A 17,131-nucleotide genomic window follows, 5' to 3' on the forward strand; every position below is an offset into this window, starting at 1 on the left:
CATGGTGCTCACCACGTTCCGCGCCGACGGCTCGTTGCAGACCTCGCCGGTGACCGGCGGGGTGGACGATCAGGGCCGGATCGTGATCGCCAGCTATCCGCAGCGGGCGAAGGCCGCCAATCTCCGGCGCACGCCCCGGGCCAGCGTGACGGTCCTGTCCGAGGAGTTCAACGGACCGTATGTGCAAGTCGACGGTGACGCCGAGGTGATCGGACTGCCGGATGCGGTGGAGCCGCTGGTCGACTACTTCCGGGCGGTGGCCGGTGAACACCCGGATTGGGATGAGTACCGGCAGGCGATGGTGGATCAGGGCAAGTGCCTGATCCGGATCACGCCGGTCCGGTGGGGTCCCGTTGCCACAGGTGGCTTTCCTCCGGCGTAGACGGCGGCCGACGCGTTGCGTTGGATAGCAGGTCAAACTATAGTCTGGACACATGTCCAGAGGGTTCGGAGTCGACGCGTGAGCGTGTATTCCCAGCTCAGCACGATTCCGGCCGTCGGGTGATCTGATTATGCGTATCGCGTTGCTGTCCTATCGGAGCAAGACCCATTGCGGTGGCCAGGGCGTCTACGTGCGCCATCTGAGCCGCGGGCTGGCCGAACTCGGCCATGAGGTCGAGGTGTTCTCCGGCCAGCCCTACCCCGAGGGCCTGGACCCGCGGGTCAAGCTGACCAAGGTCCCCAGCCTGGACCTGTACCGCGAGCCGGACCCGTTCCGCGTGCCCCGGCCCAGCGAGATCCGCGACGGTATCGACGCCCTGGAGCTGGCCACCATGTGGAGCGCCGGGTTCCCCGAGCCGCGGACCTTCACGATGCGGGTCGCCCGGATCCTGGCCGACCGCCGCGACGAGTTCGACGTGGTCCACGACAACCAGAGCCTGGGCTCGGCACTGCTGAAGATCGCCGGGAGCGGACTGCCGGTCGTGGCCACCGTGCACCACCCGATCACGCGCGACCGGGTGGTCGAGATCGCCGCCGCCAAGTGGTGGCGCAAGCCGCTGGTGCGGCGCTGGTACGGGTTCGCCGAGATGCAGAAGAAGGTGGCCCGCAAGATCCCCGAGTTGCTCACGGTCTCGTCGTCCTCGGCCGCCGACATCGCCGAGGACTTCGGGGTGGCGCCGAGCCAGCTGCACATCGTGCCGCTGGGGGTGGACACCGAACTGTTCAAACCGGCCGAGCACCGCGTGAACGGACGCATCATCGCGATCGCCAGCGCCGACGTGCCGCTCAAGGGTGTGAGCAACCTGCTGCATGCGGTGGCCCGGCTGCGGGTGGAGCGCGACCTCGACGTGCAGTTGGTGTCCAAGCTCGAGCCGAACGGGCCGACCGAGAAACTCATTGCCGAGCTCGGCATTTCCGACATCGTGCACAGCTCCAGCGGGCTGAGCGATGAGGAACTCGCCGCGCTGCTGGCCTCCGCCGAGGTGGCCTGCATCCCGTCGCTGTACGAAGGCTTCTCCCTGCCCGCGGTGGAGGCCATGGCCAGTGGCACCCCGATCGTGGCGAGCCGCGCGGGCGCACTGCCCGAGGTGGTCGGGGACGACGGGGCCTGCGCCCGCCTGGTGCGCCCGGCCGACGTCGATGAGCTGACCGCCGTCCTCGGCGAACTGCTCGACTCGCCGCTGGAGCGGCGCAGGCTCGGCGCGGCCGGCCGGCAGCGGGCGCTCGATGTCTTCAGTTGGGAATCGGTTGCCGCACAGACGGTATCGGTGTACGAGATGGCCCTGGACCGGGCAGGAAAGGTGACGCAATGCTGACCGTCGACTTCGACCGTCTCGGTGTCGGGCCGGGCACAACGGTGATCGACGTCGGCTGCGGCGCGGGCCGGCACACGTTCGAGGCGTACCGGCGCGGAGCGAACGTCATCGGTTTCGACCAGAGTGCGTCCGACCTCAACGACGTCGACACGATGCTGCAGGCCATGCGGGAAGCGGGTGAGGTCCCGCTGTCTGCCAAGGGCGAGGCCGTCAAGGGTGACGCGCTCGACCTCCCGTATCCCGACGCCAGCTTCGACTGCGTCATCGCCTCGGAGATCCTGGAGCACGTCCCGGAGGACGATCGGGCCATATCCGAGCTGGTGCGTGTTCTCAAACCCGGCGGCTCGCTGGCCATCACGGTTCCGCGCTGGCTTCCGGAGAAGCTCTGTTGGCTGCTGTCGGACGAGTACCACGCCAACGAGGGCGGCCACATCCGCATCTACAAAGCCGACGAGCTGCGCGACAAGGTCCTGGCGCACGGGCTCACCCTCGCCCATACGCACCACGAGCATGCGTTGCACTCTCCGTACTGGTGGCTCAAATGTCTTGTCGGCACCGAGAAGAACGACCATCCCGCGGTCAAGGCCTACCACCAGCTGCTGGTGTGGGACATGATGGGCCGGCCGTGGCTCACCCGTACGGCCGAGTCGCTGCTGAACCCGGTGATCGGCAAGAGCGTGGCGCTCTACTTCCGTAAGCCCGCTTTCCGCGCACCGGAATCCAACGGGTAGGCACCAGTAGTGCTAGTTCCCGAGATCCCCGGCGTGCCCGGAGTTTTGACGCCAGACGACTGCCTGCAGACGGCGCGTTCGATTGCCGCTACCCAGGAATCGTCGGGAGCCCTGCCGTGGTTCGACGGTGGCCACACCGACCCGTGGGATCACGTGGAGAACGCCATGGCGCTGACCGTGGCGGGGTTGATCGAACCCGCCCGCGCGGCGTTCGACTGGTGCCGCACGGTGCAGCGCGCCGACGGCTCCCTGCCGATCCAGCTGCGCAACGGCGTCATCGAAGATGCCAACAGCGACAGCAACTTCTGTGCCTACGTGGCCACCGGGGTCTGGCACCACGTGCTGATCACCAGGGACCGGGCCTTCGCCGAGCTGATGTGGCCGGTCGTGACCCGGGCGCTCGACTTCGTGCTGGGCCTGCAGGCCTCCGGCGGCGAGATCTACTGGGCGGCAAGTCCGTCCGGCCCGGTTGAGGAGGCGCTGCTGACCGGCTGCGCCAGTGTGTACCACAGCATCCGATGTGGGCTGGCGCTCGCCGACTACCTCGACGATCCCCAGCCGGAATGGGAAGTCGCCGTCGGGCGTCTCGGCCACTCCATCGCCGCTCATCCAGAGGCGTTCTCCGCCAAGGACACCCATGCGATGGAGTGGTACTACCCGGTGCTCGGCGGCGCCCTTCGTGGGGCGGCCGCCCAAGCGCGGATCGACGAGCGGTGGAACGACTTCGTGGTGCCAGGACTCGGCATCCGGTGCGTCGACCACAGGCCCTGGGTCACCGGCGCGGAGACCTGCGAGCTGGTGATGGCCCTGGACGCGATCGGTGACACCCGACGGGCCCACGAGCAGTTCGCTGCCATGCAGCACCTGCGCGAGGACGACGGATCCTATTGGACCGGATTGGTTTTCGCAGACGGCAAACGCTGGCCCGAGGAGCGCACCACCTGGACCGGCGCCGCCATGGTCCTGGCCGCCGACGCGCTGTCGCAGACCACCGCGGCCAGCGGCATCTTCCGGGGTGAAGGATTGCCGCGCGGCCTGGAGGGCGAATACGACTGCGAGTGTGTGGCAGGTAGGAAAGCCGGCGACCTCTAGTCCAGCTGCCCCGGCTCGCCGGCGGTCCGCTCCAGCACCCGCATCGAACCCATGACGGCGACCTCGGTGAAGGCGCCGGTCGCCAGTGCGCGCTGGTAGATGTGGAACGGCGCCTGGCCGCCGTCATTGGGATCGGGGAACACGTCGTGGATGATCAGCGCACCGCCCACCTCGACCCAGCGGGCCCAGCCGTCGAAGTCCCGCTGCGCGGCCTCCTCGGTGTGGCCACCGTCGATGAACAACAGCCGCAACGGAGTTCGCCATCCGCGGGCCACCACGGGTGAGCGGCCGACCACAGCCACCACGTGCTCGTCCAGGCCCGCGGCGTCCAGGGTGTGGCGCATCGTGGGCAGGGTGTCGAACAGTCCGGTGACCGGATCGACCATCGTGGTGTCGTGGTACTCCCAGCCGGCCTGGTGCTCCTCCGAGCCGTGGTGGTGGTCGACGGTGTACAGCACCGAGTCCGTCTCCTGCGCGGCCGCGCCCAGCATCACCGTCGACTTGCCGCAATAAGTGCCGATCTCGACCCCGACCCCGCCACTCAGGTAGCGCAGGCCGGCGTCGTAGAGCGCGCGGCCCTCGTCGGCCGGCATGAAGCCGGTGACCTGCTCGGCGAGGGTGAACAGGCGCTCGGCGCGGGGCGGCAGGGCGGTGTCAGCGGTGCTCATGAATGCACAACCTACCGTTGCTGGTGATTGGTTGTTGTAGTAGCGTCCGGACACGTGTCTGATGCGGCTCTGGAGTCGACGCGCCGCCGTCTGAGTGCCCGGCAGGCCGACACCGTGGAACGCCTGGGTAGGGCCGCGGTGGAGCTGATCATCCGGGACGGCTTCGCCGGGCTGACAGTGCGCCGGGTGGCCGCCGAGGCCGGGGTCGGGGCAGCGACCGCCTATACCTACTTCTCGTCGAAGGAACACCTCGTGGCCGAGGTGTTCTGGCGCAGACTCTCTGCCGCTCCGCTGGCCGCGCACGAGTCGGCCGACCCGGCCACCCGAGTGGTCGAGGTGTTGCAACACATCGCGTCGCTGGTGGCCGACGAACCCGAGTTCGCCGGCGCGGTGACCAACGCCCTGCTGGGCAAGGATCCCGATGTGGACGCGCTGCGGCAGCGTATCGGCGCTGACATCCGGGGCAGGCTCGTCGCCGCGCTCGGACCGGATGTGGACATGGACGTGATCGAAGCGCTGGAGTTGCTCTATACCGGCACCCTGGTGTGGGCCGGGATGGGGTACGAGACCTACGCCGGCATCTCGCGCCGGCTCGAGAAATCAGCGCGGTTGCTGCTCAGCTGAATTCGCTGTCATGATCGCCGTCGACGCGGCAACCGCGGGTCCGTAGATGTCGTGGATGTCGCCACCGTCCTCGACGATCAGTGCGGTCAATTCGCGTAGCCCGCCCAGCAGGATGATGGCCATCGGCTGGGTGAGCCGGGGCAGGCCGGCACGCTCGAAGCCGGCGCTGCCGCTGAGTTCGATCAGCAGATCGGTGAGTTCGCGCAGGGCCGCACGCTGCAGCGGGCGGGCCCTGCTGCCCAGTGCGGGAAGTTCGCGGATCCAACTCAGGGTGATCGCCGGGGCAGCGGCGATGTGGTCGACATAGGCGCCGACCGCCTGCCCGATCTGATCCGTCCAGGCCGCCTCGGGGTCGACGGCGGCCGTGATGCCGTCGACGAGTGCGGCGTTGTTGGCACGCAACAGTTCGAGGAAGCCGTCCTCTTTGGTGCCGAACTGGTCGTAGAACGTGCGCTTGGAGGTGCGGGCGTGGCGGACGATGTCGGCCACCGTGGTCTCGCGGTAGCCCTTGTCGTTGATCGCCGCGGCGAGCCCTTCGAGCAACCGCAGCCGGTAGGTGTCAGCCGGAGATTCGGCATGGCTGACTGCGGTCATAGTGGCCGACCCCCTTGCGCTGCCTGGTACCTGGGAGTACCGTACCTCATAACGATTGGTACTGGGCGGTACCAGGACGGGCGGGAGATGGTATGACCGAGCTTGCAGCTGCTGAGAAGGCCACCGAGAACCCCATCGAGAGCGTCGCGCCGGGCCGGACACCGCCGCCCGCGCGGGTACCGAAGCCGTTGCAGGCCATCGGCTTCGCCCTCGCCAGGCGCTGGGTGGTCAAGCAGATCGCCCGCCGTCAGGGCGACGTGTTCAGCCTCAAGCTCCCGATCTTCGGCCCCACCGTGATGATCGCCGACGCCCAGCTGGCCAAGCAGCTCTTCACGGCCAACACCGAAGACGTCGGCAACATCCAGCCCAACCTGAGCCGCATCCTGGGATCCGGATCGGTGTTCGCCCTCGACGGCACCGATCACCGTCGCCGTCGCAAGCTGCTCACCCCGCCGTTCCACGGCAAGAGCATCAAGAACTACGAGCAGATCTTCGAAGAGGAGACCCTGCGGGAAACGGCGAACTGGCCGCAAGGGCAGGAGTTCGAGACGCTCGAGCCGATGATGCGGATCACCCTCAACGCGATCCTGCGTGCGGTGTTCGGCGCCGACGGTGAACAGCTCGACGAGTTGCGCCGCATCATCCCGCCCTGGGTCACGCTGGGCTCCAGGCTCGTGGTGGTGCCGACCCCGACCCGGACGTTCGGCCGGTTCAGCCCGTGGGGCCGGCTCGCCTCGTACCGCCGTCGCTACGACGCCGTCATCGACCGGCTGATCGACCGCGTCGAAGCCGACCCCGACTTCGACAAGCGCGACGACATCCTGGCTCTGCTGTTGCGCAGCACGTACGAGGACGGATCTGCCATGTCCCGCAAGGACATCGGAGACGAGCTGCTGACCCTGCTGGCCGCCGGTCACGAGACCACCGCCTCGACCCTGGGCTGGGCCTTCGAGCGGATCAGCCGTCACCCGCAGGTGCTGGCCGGACTGGTGGCCGAGGCTGCCACCGACGGCAACGAATACCGTCAGGCCACCATCCTGGAGGTGCAGCGCAACCGCACCGTCATCGACTTCGCCGGCCGTCACGTCTACGCACCGTCAATCCGGCTGGGCGAGTGGGAGATTCCGCGTGGGCATTCGATCATCGTGGCCATCTCCCAGATCCAGGAGGCCGAAAGGGAGTTCGCCGATCCGGACCGGTTCGACCCGCAGCGATTCGTCGGCAGCCGGCCCGGGTTGGGCTGGCTCCCGTACGGCGGCGGCACCCGGCGCTGTGTCGGGGCGGTGTTCGCCAACGTAGAGATGGATGTGGTGCTGCGAACGGTGCTGCGCCACTTCGTCATCGAGACAACCACCGCACCGGGAGAAAAGGTGCACTCCCGCGGCGTGGCCTACACCCCCGCGGCGGGCGGGCGCATCGTCGTGCGCCGCCGCGCCACGCCGCTGGGGGCCTGACCTGCTCTACTGGCTCGCGGTCTGCCGCTTGGGCAGCTTCCATCCCGCGCGCGGGAAGTGGCAGGTGTACCCGTTCGGGTAATGCACCAGGTAGTCCTGGTGCTCAGGCTCGGCGTCCCAGAAGTCGCTCGCCGGGGTCACCTCGGTGACCACCTTGCCCGGCCACAGTCCCGACGCGTCCACATCGGCGATGGTGTCCAGCGCGACGCGCTTCTGTTCGTCATCGAGGTAGAAGATCGCCGACCGGTAGCTGCTGCCGACGTCGTTGCCCTGCCGGTCCTTGGTGGACGGATCGTGGATCTGGAAAAAGAACTCCAGCAGCGCGCGGAAATCGGTCTGAGTCGGGTCGTAGACGATCTCGACGGCCTCCGCGTGGCCCGGGTGGTTGCGGTACGTCGGATGGTCGTTGCGGCCGCCCGTGTAGCCGACCCGGGTGGAGACCACGCCGGGCTGCTTGCGGATGAGGTCCTGCATGCCCCAGAAGCAGCCGCCCGCGAGAATCGCTGTCGAATAGTTGCCCATGTGCCCCATTGTGCTCCGTGATTACCGTGGTGGTCATGCGTCTAGTTGCAACCTCGGCGGCCGCCGGTTTACTCCTGCTGGCCGGATGCCCCACCGCGGCGGCCGAGCCGAACCCGGTCGTGCTGCCCGAGGTGGCGCCTGATCCCGGCAGGACGCTGTTCACCGACAACCCCGCGATCGTCGACCCTCACGTGACCACGATCGAATCCTTCAGCCGCGATGGGGACGGCCTGCTGGTCAACTTCACCGCGGGTACCCCGGATTGCTTCGGCGTGCACCTGGTCACGCGGGAGACCGCCGACGCGGTGACGATCGAGCTTCGCGGAGGAACGCCACCGGAGTCCGTCGGCCGCATGTGTATCGCGCTCGCGGTGCACGGCAGTGCCGAGGTGGCCCTGCAGGCCCCGCTGGGTTCCCGGCAGGTGCTGGCGGTGCAGTGACGGGTCTCGACAAACGCTGATAGAACGTGTTCTAGTTTTGGGGTGACGAGCAGCCCCTTCAGCCGCGAGGAACTCGCCGCTGCCTTCGAAACGTTCGAGCAGACCGTCGACCGGGCCGCGCAGACCAAGAACTGGGATGTGTGGGCTGACCACTACACCGTCGACGTCGACTACATCGAGCACGCCGTGGGCACCATGAAGGGGCGCGAGCAGGTGCGGCCGTGGATCTGGAAGACCATGACCTCGTTCCCCGGCAGTTACATGACGGCGTTCCCGTCGTTGTGGCACGTGATCGACGAACCCACCGGACGGATCATCTGCGAGCTAGACAACCCTATGCGCGACCCCGGTGACGGCACCATCATCAGCGCCACCAACATCTCGATCCTGACCTACGCCGGCGACGGCCTGTGGTCGCGTCAGGAAGACGTCTACAACCCGCTCAGATTTGTCTCCGCGGCGCGTAAATGGTGCCGCAAGGCCGCCGAACTCGGGACGCTGACCGAGGAGGCCGAGCAGTGGTGGAAGCAGTTCGGGGGCGGCAAGTGAGCGCCAAGCTGGTCATCGGGGCCAACGGATTTCTCGGCTCTCATGTGTTGCGCCAACTGGTCGCTGCCGACGACGGGTCAGAGATCCGTGCCATGGTGCGGCCGAACGCCAACACCATCGGGATCGACGATCTCGACGTCAAACGGGTACTCGGGGATGTCTTCGACACCGAGGCCCTGCGCGAGGCGATGACCGGCTGCGACGTCGTCTACCACTGCGTCGTCGATGCCCGTGGCTGGCTGCGCGACCCCGCGCCGCTGTTCCGTACCAACGTCGAGGGCACCCGCAACGTGCTCGACGTGGCCGCCGAGTTCCCCGAATTGCGAAAGTTCGTCTACACCAGCAGTTACGTCACCGTCGGCCGCAAGCGCGGAAAGCGTTCCACCGAAGCCGACATCGTCGACGTCTCGAAGGTGACGCCCTACGTACGGTCGCGGGTAGAGGCCGAGGACCTGGTGCTGCGGTACGCACGTGAGCGTGGTGTGCCCGCCGTCGCGATGTGCGTGTCGACCACCTACGGCAGCGGCGACTGGGGCCGGACCCCGCACGGTGCGATCATCGCCGGTGCCGCGTTCGGCAAGCTGCCGTTCGTGATGAGCGGGATCGACCTGGAAGCCGTCGGAATCGACGACGCGGCCAAGGCCATGCTCCTGGCCGCCGACCGGGGCACTCCGGGTGAGCGCTATCTGATCTCGGAGAAGATGATCAGCAATGCCGAGGTGGCGCGCCTGGCCGCCGAGGCGGCCGGCGTCGCGCCTGTCGAGCGGTCGATTCCGCTGCCGGTGTCCTATGCGCTGGCCGCGGCGGGCACCATCAAGGGCAAGCTGCGTGGCACCGACGAGCGTTTGTCACTGGAATCCCTGCGGCTCATGCGGGCCGAAGCCGAGCTCGATCACTCCAAGGCCGTGCGTGAACTCGGTTGGCAGCCAAGGCCTGTCGAGGAATCGATCGCCGAAGCGGCGAAGTTCTGGGTCGGCCTGCGCGCCGCCAAACGCGCGCAGAAGAGCAGCTGAACACCACGCCGAAGGGTGTTAAGCCACTGGGCGGCAAGCGTATTGCGGCCTAACCTGGCGATATGACCGACAAGCTTAAAGTCGACCTGTCCGGCGCTCCGCAGACCATGTTGGCGACGTTCTATGCCAAAGCGCTCGACGCCGGGATGCCGAACCCGATCCTCGGCGACCAGATGGCGAAAGACATCGCCGACCGCATCGACTATGACTGGAGCCGTACGTCGATCACCGAGGCGACGTCACCGTCGGTGACCACCCGCAGCGCGCACTTCGACCGGTGGACCCGCCAATTCCTGGCCGTGCACCCCGAGGCCGTCGTGCTGCATCTGGGCTGCGGATTGGACGGTCGCTTCTTCCGGCTGCGGCCGGGACCCGGCGTCGAGTGGTACGACATCGACTACCCCGACGTCGCGCACCTGCGCGAGCAGCTCTACCCGTCGGCCGAGCACTATCACGTGGTGGCCGCCTCGGTGACTGACCCGGCCTGGCTGCGTGACGTCCCCGCCGATCGGCCGACCCTGATGATCGGCGAAGGCCTCACCATGTACCTCACCGAACACGACGGGGTCGCGCTGCTGCGCCGCATCGTCGACGGATTCCCTTCCGGCGAACTGCAATTCGATGCGTTCAACACGCTCGGCATCAAATCGCAGTGGAGCAACACCGTGGTGCGCCGGTCCGGCGCCAAACTGCACTGGGCCATCAACAAGCCCGAGGACATCCTGCGTGCGGTACCGGGTACCAGGCTGTTGGCCTGGGCATCGCCCTTCGATGACAAGGTGTTCAACACGCTGCCCTGGTACTACCGGATGATGCTGGCCATCATGAAGCCGGTACCTGTGCTGCGGTACATGGCGCAGTATCACCGCTACGCGTTCTGAGTGTCTCCGAAAAGCGAAGAGGGGCAACCCATCTCTGGGCTGCCCCTCTGTCGTCTGCCGGTATCAGCGGCCGCTGTGGCGAACGGTGTTGTCCACCTTGGGAACCATCGGCTTCGGGTGCAGCTGATCGAGCCAGTTCAGGTGGTCCACACCTGCCGAGATGGTGACGCTGTTGGGAGCTGCGACGTGAGCGGGCTCGGCGGCCTGGGCCGGTGCGGCCAGCCCCAGAACGGCTGCACCCAGTCCGCTGGCGGCGACGATGGCGAATCCGAACTTCTTCATTTCCCTGCTTCTCTCTGTTACTTCCGGCTGTTGTTTCTGGTGCTGTCCGTGCCGGTTATGACTGTGTAAACCGAGAGCTCAGAGCGACAATTTCCGATGGCAGAAATTGATCGCCTCATGGCAGAAAGAAGCATGTTCAAGCGGTTTCGCGCGGTACCCGCACGCCGAGAACAGGCTGGCGGGGACCGCCCCGGTTGAACTCGGAACACCAGGGCGAGTGGCCTTGCCGGTCATGCCACACGACCTGCAGCGCGCGGATGTCGTAACCGCACAACTCCACCGCGAAGCCGAGATGGGCGGTGGGCTCGCTGACTTCGACGAACTCGGCGAACCAGTCATCGGGCAGCGTGATGGTGTCGCCCGGGGCGGGTTCCGTCTCGTCCACCATGTATTCCGCCACTGTGTTCAGCAGCTTCCACGTCATCAGCGGCTCCAGTCCGGTGATCAGCAACTCGGGTAGCCCTGCCTCGCTGAGCCCGATGGTGTAGCCGAACGGCCTGCGTTCGTGCTCGACGTATTGCACGGCCCAGCCACGCTTGAAGGTCTTCTCCCGCAGGCACTCGAGATAGTCCTGTCTGGTTGCCTCGGGGTGATCGCAGATCCAGCACATCAGGTTCCCCTTTCGTTGGTGCTCGGCCGTCACATTCCTCCCGGGGTACGACATGTCCGGAAGGGCCTGCGGGTGTCGGTGGGTGGTGGCATACTCGAACGTATGTTCGAGAGCGATTCCGATGTGGCGTTGATCGACAGGATCAGTGCCACCGCGCGGGCGGAGTCGGTGGCGATCGCGGCCCGGTTGGCCGCGATCGGGGCGTTGGACTCTTTGCGCGAGCAGGAGTTGATCGAGTCGATTTTCTGGCGGACTGATCCGTTCGAGGAGGTGGCTGCCGAGGTGTCGGCGGCGTTGCGGATCAGTCGGGGCCGCGCGGGCACGCAGGTTCAGCGGGCTCGGGTGTTGCGCGACAAGCTGCCGTTGGTGGCGGCGCGGTTGGCGGCCGGGGAGATCGATTATCGGGTGGTGTGCATGATCATCGCCCGTACCGGCATCGCCGATCCGGAGGTGTGGGCGGTGTTGGATGCGGAGTTGGCGGCGCGGGCGCATCGGTGGATGCGGCTGTCGGAACCCAAACTGCGGGATCGGGTGGATCAGTGGATCGCCAAACTCGATCCGAACGGGGAGCGGGTGCCGCCGAATCTGGTCGAGGAGCGGTTTGTGCAGATTGAGCCGCACAGCCCGGGTAGGGCCTCGGTGTGGGGCAACGTCGATGCCGCCGACGGGGCGGCGTTGAATCAACGCCTGGATGCTTTGGCGGCGACGGTGTGTGAGAACGATCCGCGCACCCAGCAGCAGCGCCGCTGTGATGCTGTGGGTCCGTTGGCGCGGCTGGAATCCCAATTGGTGTGCCGGTGCGGGCTACCGGAGTGCCCCGCCGCTCAGAAGCGGGCCGCCGCCAATGCCGCGGTGATTCATGTGCTGGTCGACCACACCACCTTGGATGGCACCAGTGATGATCCGGGCTATCTACCCGGGTATGGGATCCTGCCCGCCGACCGCGTGCGCGACCTGGCCGCAAGCGCGAAACTCAAGCCGTTGCATGTGCCCGCCGAAAAGGCTGGCACCCCTGCGCCAACCGAATCCGGTGAGGCGGCCAAACCCACCGACTGCGCTGAGTCCGGCGAGACCGCTGATACGTCGACGGCGTCTGATGCGTCTGAGCCGGGGTATCGCCCGTCGGTGGCGCTCTCGGAGTTCATCCGGTGGCGGGACCTGACCTGCCGGTTCCCGGGTTGTGACGCCCCGGTCCAGCGTTGCGATATCGACCACACGATGCCCTATCCGCTGGGTCCGACCCATCCGTCCAACACCAAGCTTTACTGCCGCACCCATCACCTGGTCAAAACGTTCTGCCCCGGCTGGTCGGACCGCCAATTACCCGACGGCACCGTCGAAATCACCGCACCCACCGGCCACACCTACACCACCGAACCCCACGGCGCCGGCATGTTCCCGACCCTGGGCACCCCGACCGGAGAACTGAACCTGCCCGAACCGCCAGCTGCGAGCCCGGACCGCGGCGCCATGATGCCAAGACGCCGCCACACCCGCGAACAAGACCGCCAAGACCGCATCACCGCCGAACGACGCCTACGCGCTGAACTCAACAACGACCTCGAAATCGAACGCCACTACCAAGCCTGGCTCGCCGAAGAATGCGGACCACCGCCACCGTTCTGAGCCACCAGATGTAGCCCTCGGCTCAAGCCTCGGCGCGCTCCTTGAGCCGCTGCAGGGTGAGCTGGATGTGCTCGGCGTTGGCGCTGTCACGGTCGGGAACTCCGGTGGCCAGCCCCGCGACCTTCTTGAACCATCCTGCGCGGCGATCCCAGGTGGACTCGGTCACCGTGCAGCCGCCGTCGGCGGCCGCGATGTCGTAACGCCAGTGGGCCACCGGGAACACCAGGGACTTCACGTCGAAGGCGAAGGTCTTGCCCGGCTCGGCGTCGGTGATCGTGCAGACGGTGCTCCAGGCTTTGGAGCCATTGCGGTTGTGTCCCTTGAAAACCGAACCGGGGGTGGCCGAGGAGCCCTTCTGCCACTCCATCGCATGGGCCTCCTCGGCGAGTGAGGCCAGCGTGGACAGGTCGGTGATGAGTGCGTACACCGCCGCGGGATCGGCGGCGATGGACACGGTGGCTTTCACAGGCTCGGTCATGGGGCGATCGTAGCCCCGGGCTACCGGTCGATCATTCGCATCTGAGCAGCGGTGTGATGGTCGCCCGCGGCAGGCGCGAGGTTGTCGAGCCTGGACAGCTGATCGGCACTGAGCGTCACGGCATCGGCGGCGACGTTCTCCTCCAGCCGCTCGACACGTCTGGTTCCGGGGATCGGCACGATGTCGGGGCCGCGCGACAGCAGCCAGGCGAGGGCTACCTGCCCCGGCGTTACGCCTGAATCGTCGGCGATCGCCCGCACCTCGTCGGCCAGGCGCAGGTTCGTCGCGAAGTTCTCACCGGCGAACCGAGGGTTGTCCCGGCGGGTGTCGTCGTCGGCCAGATCGTCGACCGACCGGATCTGCCCGGTGAGGAACCCGCGGCCCAGCGGCGAGTACGCCACGAAACCGATCCCGTTCTCGCGCAACGTGTCCAGAATCCCGTCCTCGGGATCTCGGGTGAACAACGAATACTCCGATTGCAGTGCGGTGATCGGATGGACCGCGTGGGCACGGCGGATGGTCTCGACTCCGACCTCGGACAACCCGATGTGGCGCACCTTGCCCTCGCCGATGAGTTCGGCGAGCACACCGACGGTCTCCTCGATCGGCGTCGACCGGTCCAACCGGTGTTGGTAGTAGAGATCGATGTGGTCGGTGCCCAGCCGGCGCAGTGACCCTTCCACGGCGGTGCGGATGTTGGCCGGGCTGCTGTCCACCCCGTCTCGTCCGGTGTGGGAGATCATCCCGAACTTCGTGGCGAGCACGACCTCGTCGCGCCGGCCCTGAAGCGCCCGGCCGACCAACTCCTCGTTCACGTACGGCCCGTACACCTCCGCGGTATCGATGAGGCTGACACCCAGGTCAATCGCACGATGAATGGTGCGGATGGACTCGGCGTCGTCGCGACCCGCGCTGCCGTAGGCGAAAGACATGCCCATCGTGCCCAGCCCGATCCGTGCCACCTCAAGGTCACCCAGCCGCGCCTTCTGCAAAGTTCCCATCTCCCCAGTCTGCCCGGGAATCGGTGGCAGCACCTCGGTGTTGTCCCGCATATGACCGAGCGCCAGGTGCTGCTGCCCAGCGCAGCCCACCCCATCACCATCACCCCGACCGGGCGTCGGGTCACCGTCACGATCGGCGGCGCGATCGTCGCCCAGACCGATGATGCCCTGACCCTGCAAGAGTCGACCTACCCGGCGGTGCAGTACATTCCGCGCACCGACGTGGTGTTCGAGACGTTGTCCCGTAGTGCCAACACCACCTACTGTCCGTACAAAGGTGAGGCGAACTACTACAACGTGGGCGGAGTCGCCGACGTGGTCTGGACGTATGAGGACCCGTATCCGGCCGTCGCCGAAATCGCCGGCCACCTGGCGTTCTACCCGGAGAAGGCTCGGATCGCCCTGGCTTAACCTGGTGCTGTGCCCTCAACCAGCGTCGTATTCGAGGGTCCGGCCAGCCCGGGCCTGACGTTGGGCCCATGGCGGCGCGGCGGTGGCGACCCCTGTAACCGGGTCGGTGCCGACGGTGCGATCTGGCGCGTCAGTGCGATGAACACCGGCCCGGTCACCGCGCGGATCACCAAATCGGCCCCAGAAACCGTGGACTGCGAGGCGTGGGGCGCCGGGAGCGCGGAGTTCCTCGACGGGTTCGCGGCGCTGATGGGCGCCGATGACGACCTGACCGGCTTCGACCCGGTCGAACCGACGATCGCCGAGGCCCATCGGCGGGTGCCGCATCTGCGCCTGGGTCGCAGCGGCCGGGTCCTGGAGGCCCTGGTGCCCGCGATCATCGAGCAGCGCGTCTCGGGCATGGATGCCTGGCGGGCCTGGCGGCGGTTGGTGACGACGTACGGCGCTCCGGCTCCGGGACCGGCGCCCGCCGGGATGCGGGTACCGCCCACGGCCGAGGCGTGGCGACGCATCCCGTCGTGGGAATTCCACCGGGCCAACGTGGACCCGGGCCGGTCCCGCACCATCGTCGGGTGCGCTCAGCGTGCCGACGCCCTCGAGCGGCTCACCGCTGAACGGGCCGTGTCGGCGCTGCGGTCGCTGCCCGGCGTCGGCGAATGGACGGCAGCCGAAACCGTGCAGCGTGCCTTCGGCGACGCCGACGCCCTGTCGGTGGGGGACTATCACCTGGCGACGATGGTGGGGCGCACCCTGCTCGGCAGGCCGATCGATGATGCGGCCATGGTGGAGCTGCTCGAACCACTGCGCCCACACCGGCAACGGGCTGTCCGACTGCTGGAAGCCAGCGGGCTGGCCACCAATCCGCGATTCGGAGCGCGTCAGGCGATTCCGAATCTGCGTTCGTTGTAGCCGGCCTGATTGCGCGCCGCGGTTGTCGGGTACCCGGGACGGGAACCGATCGTGACTCGAAAGGAGCCGCAATGACCTCGTTCACCATTCCCGGACTGACGGACAAGCAGGGGAGCGACGTGGCCGAGCTGTTGCAGAAGCAGCTCAGCACATACAACGACCTGCATCTGACGCTCAAGCATGTCCACTGGAACGTCGTCGGTCCGAACTTCATCGGCGTGCACGAGATGATCGACCCGCAGGTGGAGCTGGTGCGGGCCTACGCCGACGAGGTCGCTGAACGGATTGCCGCACTGGGTAAATCGCCGAAGGGCACTCCGGGCGCCATCGTCGCCGACCGCACCTGGGACGACTACTCCGTCGGGCGTGACAAGGTGCAAGCCCACCTCGCGGCGCTCGACCTCGTCTACAACGGGGTGATCGAGGACATCCGTAAGGCGATCGCCCGTCTGGAGAAACTTGACCTGGTCTCCCAGGACGTTCTCATCGATCACGCCGCCGAACTGGAGAAGTTCCAATGGTTCGTCCGGGCCCATCTGGAGAGCGCCGGGGGCACGCTGGCCCATGAGGGCGCGCCCACCGAGCGCGGCGCGGCGGGCAAGGCGCGACGTAAGAGCGCTTGACCTGAACCATTGTTGAGGTGCCAAGCTCGGCGGTATGCCTACTTGGATTTGCACGGGATGCGGTGTGGAACACCCTGATTCCGACACCGAACCGGCGAGCAGCTGCGTGCTGACGTCCGAGGAGGTATCGATCGAGGAACGTGGTGACCTGCCGCCGCACGGTACCTGGACCACGCTGGATGAACTGGCGGCTCAGGCACACCACACCGAACACGTCGACCACGGCCGCGGGGTGCACAGCCTGCGCAGAGCGCCCAAGTTCGCCATCGGGCACCGGTCGTTCCTTGTGCAGACCGCGAACGGAAACCTGCTGTGGGATTCGCCGGGCTACCTGGACGACGAGATCGTCGGCCTCGTCCACGGCCTCGGTGGTGTCGCTGCTGTTGCCGCCAGCCATCCGCACATGTTCGGTGCGCAACTCAGTTGGAGCAGGGCATTCGGGGGAGTGCCGGTATATGTGAACTCCCTTGATGCCGAGTGGCTTCCGGGTCCGGATCCGCTGATCGAGCTGTGGGGCGGGCAATCCGAACCACTGCCCGGGCTACGGCTGATACATGTCGGCGGCCACATGCGGGGCAGTTCGGTGGCGCTGACGGCCGATGGCACTCTGCTGGTCGGGGACACCATCTCTGGTGGGCTGGCCCGGAACTGGGTGTCTTTCCAGCGGAATTTCCCCAAGCACGTCCCGCTGTCGGCCGCGGTGGTGCGGCGGATCGTGGACCGGCTCGACGAATACGACTACGACCGGCTCTACACCCTTGGCGGCGACGAGATCGACAGCGCCGCCAAGGATGTAGTGCACCGGTCGGCCGAGACACATATTCGTTGGGTCAGTGGTGAATTCGACCACCTGACCTGATCTGGCG

At 67.1% G+C, this 17,131-nt stretch carries 22 protein-coding genes; 15 read left to right on the plus strand and 7 right to left on the minus strand.

The genetic code is table 11. The features are described from left to right. Position 1: 1 nt before the first annotated feature. The 4 genes from ACNQVK_RS05810 to ACNQVK_RS05825 all read left to right on the plus strand — a co-directional run bounded on the left by ACNQVK_RS05810 (position 2) and on the right by ACNQVK_RS05825 (position 3,580). Positions 2-382 (plus strand): PPOX class F420-dependent oxidoreductase, encoded by a 381-nt coding sequence (locus tag ACNQVK_RS05810; protein ID WP_418028765.1) that lies wholly within the window; start codon positions 2-4, stop codon positions 380-382. Between the two features lie 130 nt (positions 383-512). Then, the gene (locus tag ACNQVK_RS05815) at positions 513-1,757 is read left to right on the plus strand and encodes a glycosyltransferase family 4 protein (protein ID WP_418028766.1); all 1,245 of its coding nucleotides are present in this window, start codon (positions 513-515) and stop codon (positions 1,755-1,757) included. Beyond that, positions 1,751-2,488, plus strand: a complete 738-nt coding sequence (locus tag ACNQVK_RS05820; RefSeq protein WP_418028767.1) for a class I SAM-dependent methyltransferase — start codon at positions 1,751-1,753, stop codon at positions 2,486-2,488. The genes ACNQVK_RS05815 and ACNQVK_RS05820 overlap by 7 nt, the downstream gene beginning before the upstream one ends. 9 nt (positions 2,489-2,497) lie before the next feature. After that, complete coding sequence (locus tag ACNQVK_RS05825) at positions 2,498-3,580, plus strand: prenyltransferase (protein ID WP_418028768.1); 1,083 nt, start codon at positions 2,498-2,500, stop codon at positions 3,578-3,580. Here ACNQVK_RS05825 and ACNQVK_RS05830 read toward each other — a convergent pair. Then, positions 3,577-4,248: a class I SAM-dependent methyltransferase gene (locus tag ACNQVK_RS05830; protein ID WP_418028769.1), complete on the minus strand. Its 672-nt coding sequence runs from the start codon at positions 4,246-4,248 to the stop codon at positions 3,577-3,579. The two genes, ACNQVK_RS05825 and ACNQVK_RS05830, sit on opposite strands and share 4 nt — an antisense overlap. A gap of 54 nt (positions 4,249-4,302) precedes the next feature. On the opposite strand from ACNQVK_RS05830, the gene ACNQVK_RS05835 reads away from it, so the two are divergent. Further along, on the plus strand, positions 4,303-4,872 hold the full coding sequence (locus ACNQVK_RS05835; RefSeq protein ID WP_090429779.1) for a TetR/AcrR family transcriptional regulator: 570 nt from the start codon (positions 4,303-4,305) through the stop codon (positions 4,870-4,872). Here the strand turns inward: ACNQVK_RS05835 and ACNQVK_RS05840 are convergent. Next, positions 4,849-5,466, minus strand: coding sequence for a TetR/AcrR family transcriptional regulator (locus ACNQVK_RS05840; protein WP_418028770.1), 618 nt, complete (start codon positions 5,464-5,466; stop codon positions 4,849-4,851). The genes ACNQVK_RS05835 and ACNQVK_RS05840 overlap by 24 nt on opposite strands. A gap of 92 nt (positions 5,467-5,558) precedes the next feature. On the opposite strand from ACNQVK_RS05840, the gene ACNQVK_RS05845 reads away from it, so the two are divergent. Next, a complete protein-coding gene (locus ACNQVK_RS05845) occupies positions 5,559-6,920 on the plus strand; it encodes a cytochrome P450 (RefSeq protein WP_418028771.1) in 1,362 nt (453 codons plus the stop codon). Between the two features lie 6 nt (positions 6,921-6,926). Here ACNQVK_RS05845 and msrA read toward each other — a convergent pair whose 3' ends face one another. Then, complete coding sequence (msrA, locus tag ACNQVK_RS05850) at positions 6,927-7,442, minus strand: peptide-methionine (S)-S-oxide reductase MsrA (RefSeq protein WP_044513966.1); 516 nt, start codon at positions 7,440-7,442, stop codon at positions 6,927-6,929. A gap of 35 nt (positions 7,443-7,477) precedes the next feature. Here msrA and ACNQVK_RS05855 point away from each other — a divergent pair, with 35 nt between their 5' ends. The 4 genes from ACNQVK_RS05855 (at position 7,478) to ACNQVK_RS05870 (ending at position 10,325) form a co-directional block, all read left to right on the plus strand. After that, positions 7,478-7,882 carry a hypothetical protein gene (locus tag ACNQVK_RS05855; RefSeq protein ID WP_418028772.1) on the plus strand — a complete coding sequence of 135 codons (405 nt, stop codon included), beginning with the start codon at positions 7,478-7,480 and terminating at the stop codon, positions 7,880-7,882. A 42-nt stretch (positions 7,883-7,924) separates the two neighbouring features. Next, the gene (locus tag ACNQVK_RS05860) at positions 7,925-8,431 is read left to right on the plus strand and encodes a nuclear transport factor 2 family protein (RefSeq protein ID WP_418028773.1); all 507 of its coding nucleotides are present in this window, start codon (positions 7,925-7,927) and stop codon (positions 8,429-8,431) included. Further along, positions 8,428-9,444 carry an NAD-dependent epimerase/dehydratase family protein gene (locus tag ACNQVK_RS05865; RefSeq protein ID WP_418028774.1) on the plus strand — a complete coding sequence of 339 codons (1,017 nt, stop codon included), beginning with the start codon at positions 8,428-8,430 and terminating at the stop codon, positions 9,442-9,444. Before ACNQVK_RS05860 ends, ACNQVK_RS05865 begins: the two co-directional genes overlap by 4 nt. A gap of 62 nt (positions 9,445-9,506) precedes the next feature. Continuing rightward, the gene (locus ACNQVK_RS05870; protein WP_418028775.1) at positions 9,507-10,325 is read left to right on the plus strand and encodes a class I SAM-dependent methyltransferase; all 819 of its coding nucleotides are present in this window, start codon (positions 9,507-9,509) and stop codon (positions 10,323-10,325) included. Positions 10,326-10,388: 63 nt separating this feature from the next. Here the strand turns inward: ACNQVK_RS05870 and ACNQVK_RS05875 are convergent, their stop codons facing one another. Together ACNQVK_RS05875 and ACNQVK_RS05880 are read right to left on the minus strand one after the other, a co-directional pair. Continuing rightward, entirely contained in the window at positions 10,389-10,607 is a 219-nt protein-coding gene (locus ACNQVK_RS05875; RefSeq protein ID WP_418028776.1) for a hypothetical protein, read from the minus strand. 136 nt (positions 10,608-10,743) lie between these two features. Further along, positions 10,744-11,250 (minus strand): DUF4262 domain-containing protein, encoded by a 507-nt coding sequence (locus tag ACNQVK_RS05880; RefSeq protein WP_418028777.1) that lies wholly within the window; start codon positions 11,248-11,250, stop codon positions 10,744-10,746. A gap of 69 nt (positions 11,251-11,319) precedes the next feature. Here ACNQVK_RS05880 and ACNQVK_RS05885 point away from each other — a divergent pair, with 69 nt between their 5' ends. Next, the gene (locus tag ACNQVK_RS05885; protein WP_418028778.1) at positions 11,320-12,843 is read left to right on the plus strand and encodes an HNH endonuclease signature motif containing protein; all 1,524 of its coding nucleotides are present in this window, start codon (positions 11,320-11,322) and stop codon (positions 12,841-12,843) included. Between the two features lie 22 nt (positions 12,844-12,865). Here the strand turns inward: ACNQVK_RS05885 and ACNQVK_RS05890 are convergent, their stop codons facing one another. Together ACNQVK_RS05890 and ACNQVK_RS05895 are read right to left on the minus strand one after the other, a co-directional pair. Beyond that, positions 12,866-13,321, minus strand: a complete 456-nt coding sequence (locus ACNQVK_RS05890) for an SRPBCC family protein (protein ID WP_418028779.1) — start codon at positions 13,319-13,321, stop codon at positions 12,866-12,868. 20 nt (positions 13,322-13,341) lie between these two features. Continuing rightward, positions 13,342-14,322, minus strand: a complete 981-nt coding sequence (locus tag ACNQVK_RS05895) for an aldo/keto reductase (RefSeq protein ID WP_418028780.1) — start codon at positions 14,320-14,322, stop codon at positions 13,342-13,344. A 51-nt stretch (positions 14,323-14,373) separates the two neighbouring features. On the opposite strand from ACNQVK_RS05895, the gene ACNQVK_RS05900 reads away from it, so the two are divergent. The 4 genes from ACNQVK_RS05900 to ACNQVK_RS05915 all read left to right on the plus strand — a co-directional run bounded on the left by ACNQVK_RS05900 (position 14,374) and on the right by ACNQVK_RS05915 (position 17,124). Further along, complete coding sequence (locus ACNQVK_RS05900) at positions 14,374-14,733, plus strand: DUF427 domain-containing protein (RefSeq protein WP_418028781.1); 360 nt, start codon at positions 14,374-14,376, stop codon at positions 14,731-14,733. 9 nt (positions 14,734-14,742) lie between these two features. Continuing rightward, positions 14,743-15,642: a DNA-3-methyladenine glycosylase family protein gene (locus ACNQVK_RS05905; RefSeq protein WP_418028782.1), complete on the plus strand. Its 900-nt coding sequence runs from the start codon at positions 14,743-14,745 to the stop codon at positions 15,640-15,642. Between the two features lie 71 nt (positions 15,643-15,713). Next, positions 15,714-16,265 (plus strand): Dps family protein, encoded by a 552-nt coding sequence (locus ACNQVK_RS05910; protein WP_418028783.1) that lies wholly within the window; start codon positions 15,714-15,716, stop codon positions 16,263-16,265. Positions 16,266-16,299: 34 nt separating this feature from the next. Next, a complete protein-coding gene (locus tag ACNQVK_RS05915; RefSeq protein ID WP_418028784.1) occupies positions 16,300-17,124 on the plus strand; it encodes a hydrolase in 825 nt (274 codons plus the stop codon). Positions 17,125-17,131: the final 7 nt, after the last annotated feature.

It is taken from the genome of Mycobacterium sp. 134 (assembly GCF_048282715.1).
GTDB classification, from domain to species: Bacteria; Actinomycetota; Actinomycetes; order Mycobacteriales; family Mycobacteriaceae; genus Mycobacterium; species Mycobacterium septicum.

Excerpts from the sequence above, each read along its gene's own strand:
- ACNQVK_RS05915 (WP_418028784.1), top strand. The coding sequence starts at position 16,300 with ATGCCTACTTGGATTTGCACGGGATGCGGTGTGGAACACCCTGATTCC.
- ACNQVK_RS05840 (WP_418028770.1), bottom strand. The coding sequence starts at position 5,466 with ATGACCGCAGTCAGCCATGCCGAATCTCCGGCTGACACCTACCGGCTG.
- ACNQVK_RS05810 (WP_418028765.1), top strand. The coding sequence starts at position 2 with ATGGTGCTCACCACGTTCCGCGCCGACGGCTCGTTGCAGACCTCGCCG.
- ACNQVK_RS05900 (WP_418028781.1), top strand. The coding sequence starts at position 14,374 with ATGACCGAGCGCCAGGTGCTGCTGCCCAGCGCAGCCCACCCCATCACC.
- ACNQVK_RS05895 (WP_418028780.1), bottom strand. The coding sequence starts at position 14,322 with ATGGGAACTTTGCAGAAGGCGCGGCTGGGTGACCTTGAGGTGGCACGG.
- ACNQVK_RS05845 (WP_418028771.1), top strand. The coding sequence starts at position 5,559 with ATGACCGAGCTTGCAGCTGCTGAGAAGGCCACCGAGAACCCCATCGAG.
- ACNQVK_RS05820 (WP_418028767.1), top strand. The coding sequence starts at position 1,751 with ATGCTGACCGTCGACTTCGACCGTCTCGGTGTCGGGCCGGGCACAACG.
- ACNQVK_RS05910 (WP_418028783.1), top strand. The coding sequence starts at position 15,714 with ATGACCTCGTTCACCATTCCCGGACTGACGGACAAGCAGGGGAGCGAC.
- ACNQVK_RS05855 (WP_418028772.1), top strand. The coding sequence starts at position 7,478 with ATGCGTCTAGTTGCAACCTCGGCGGCCGCCGGTTTACTCCTGCTGGCC.
- ACNQVK_RS05885 (WP_418028778.1), top strand. The coding sequence starts at position 11,320 with ATGTTCGAGAGCGATTCCGATGTGGCGTTGATCGACAGGATCAGTGCC.
- msrA (WP_044513966.1), bottom strand. The coding sequence starts at position 7,442 with ATGGGCAACTATTCGACAGCGATTCTCGCGGGCGGCTGCTTCTGGGGC.
- ACNQVK_RS05870 (WP_418028775.1), top strand. The coding sequence starts at position 9,507 with ATGACCGACAAGCTTAAAGTCGACCTGTCCGGCGCTCCGCAGACCATG.
- ACNQVK_RS05890 (WP_418028779.1), bottom strand. The coding sequence starts at position 13,321 with ATGACCGAGCCTGTGAAAGCCACCGTGTCCATCGCCGCCGATCCCGCG.
- ACNQVK_RS05875 (WP_418028776.1), bottom strand. The coding sequence starts at position 10,607 with ATGAAGAAGTTCGGATTCGCCATCGTCGCCGCCAGCGGACTGGGTGCA.
- ACNQVK_RS05815 (WP_418028766.1), top strand. The coding sequence starts at position 513 with ATGCGTATCGCGTTGCTGTCCTATCGGAGCAAGACCCATTGCGGTGGC.
- ACNQVK_RS05830 (WP_418028769.1), bottom strand. The coding sequence starts at position 4,248 with ATGAGCACCGCTGACACCGCCCTGCCGCCCCGCGCCGAGCGCCTGTTC.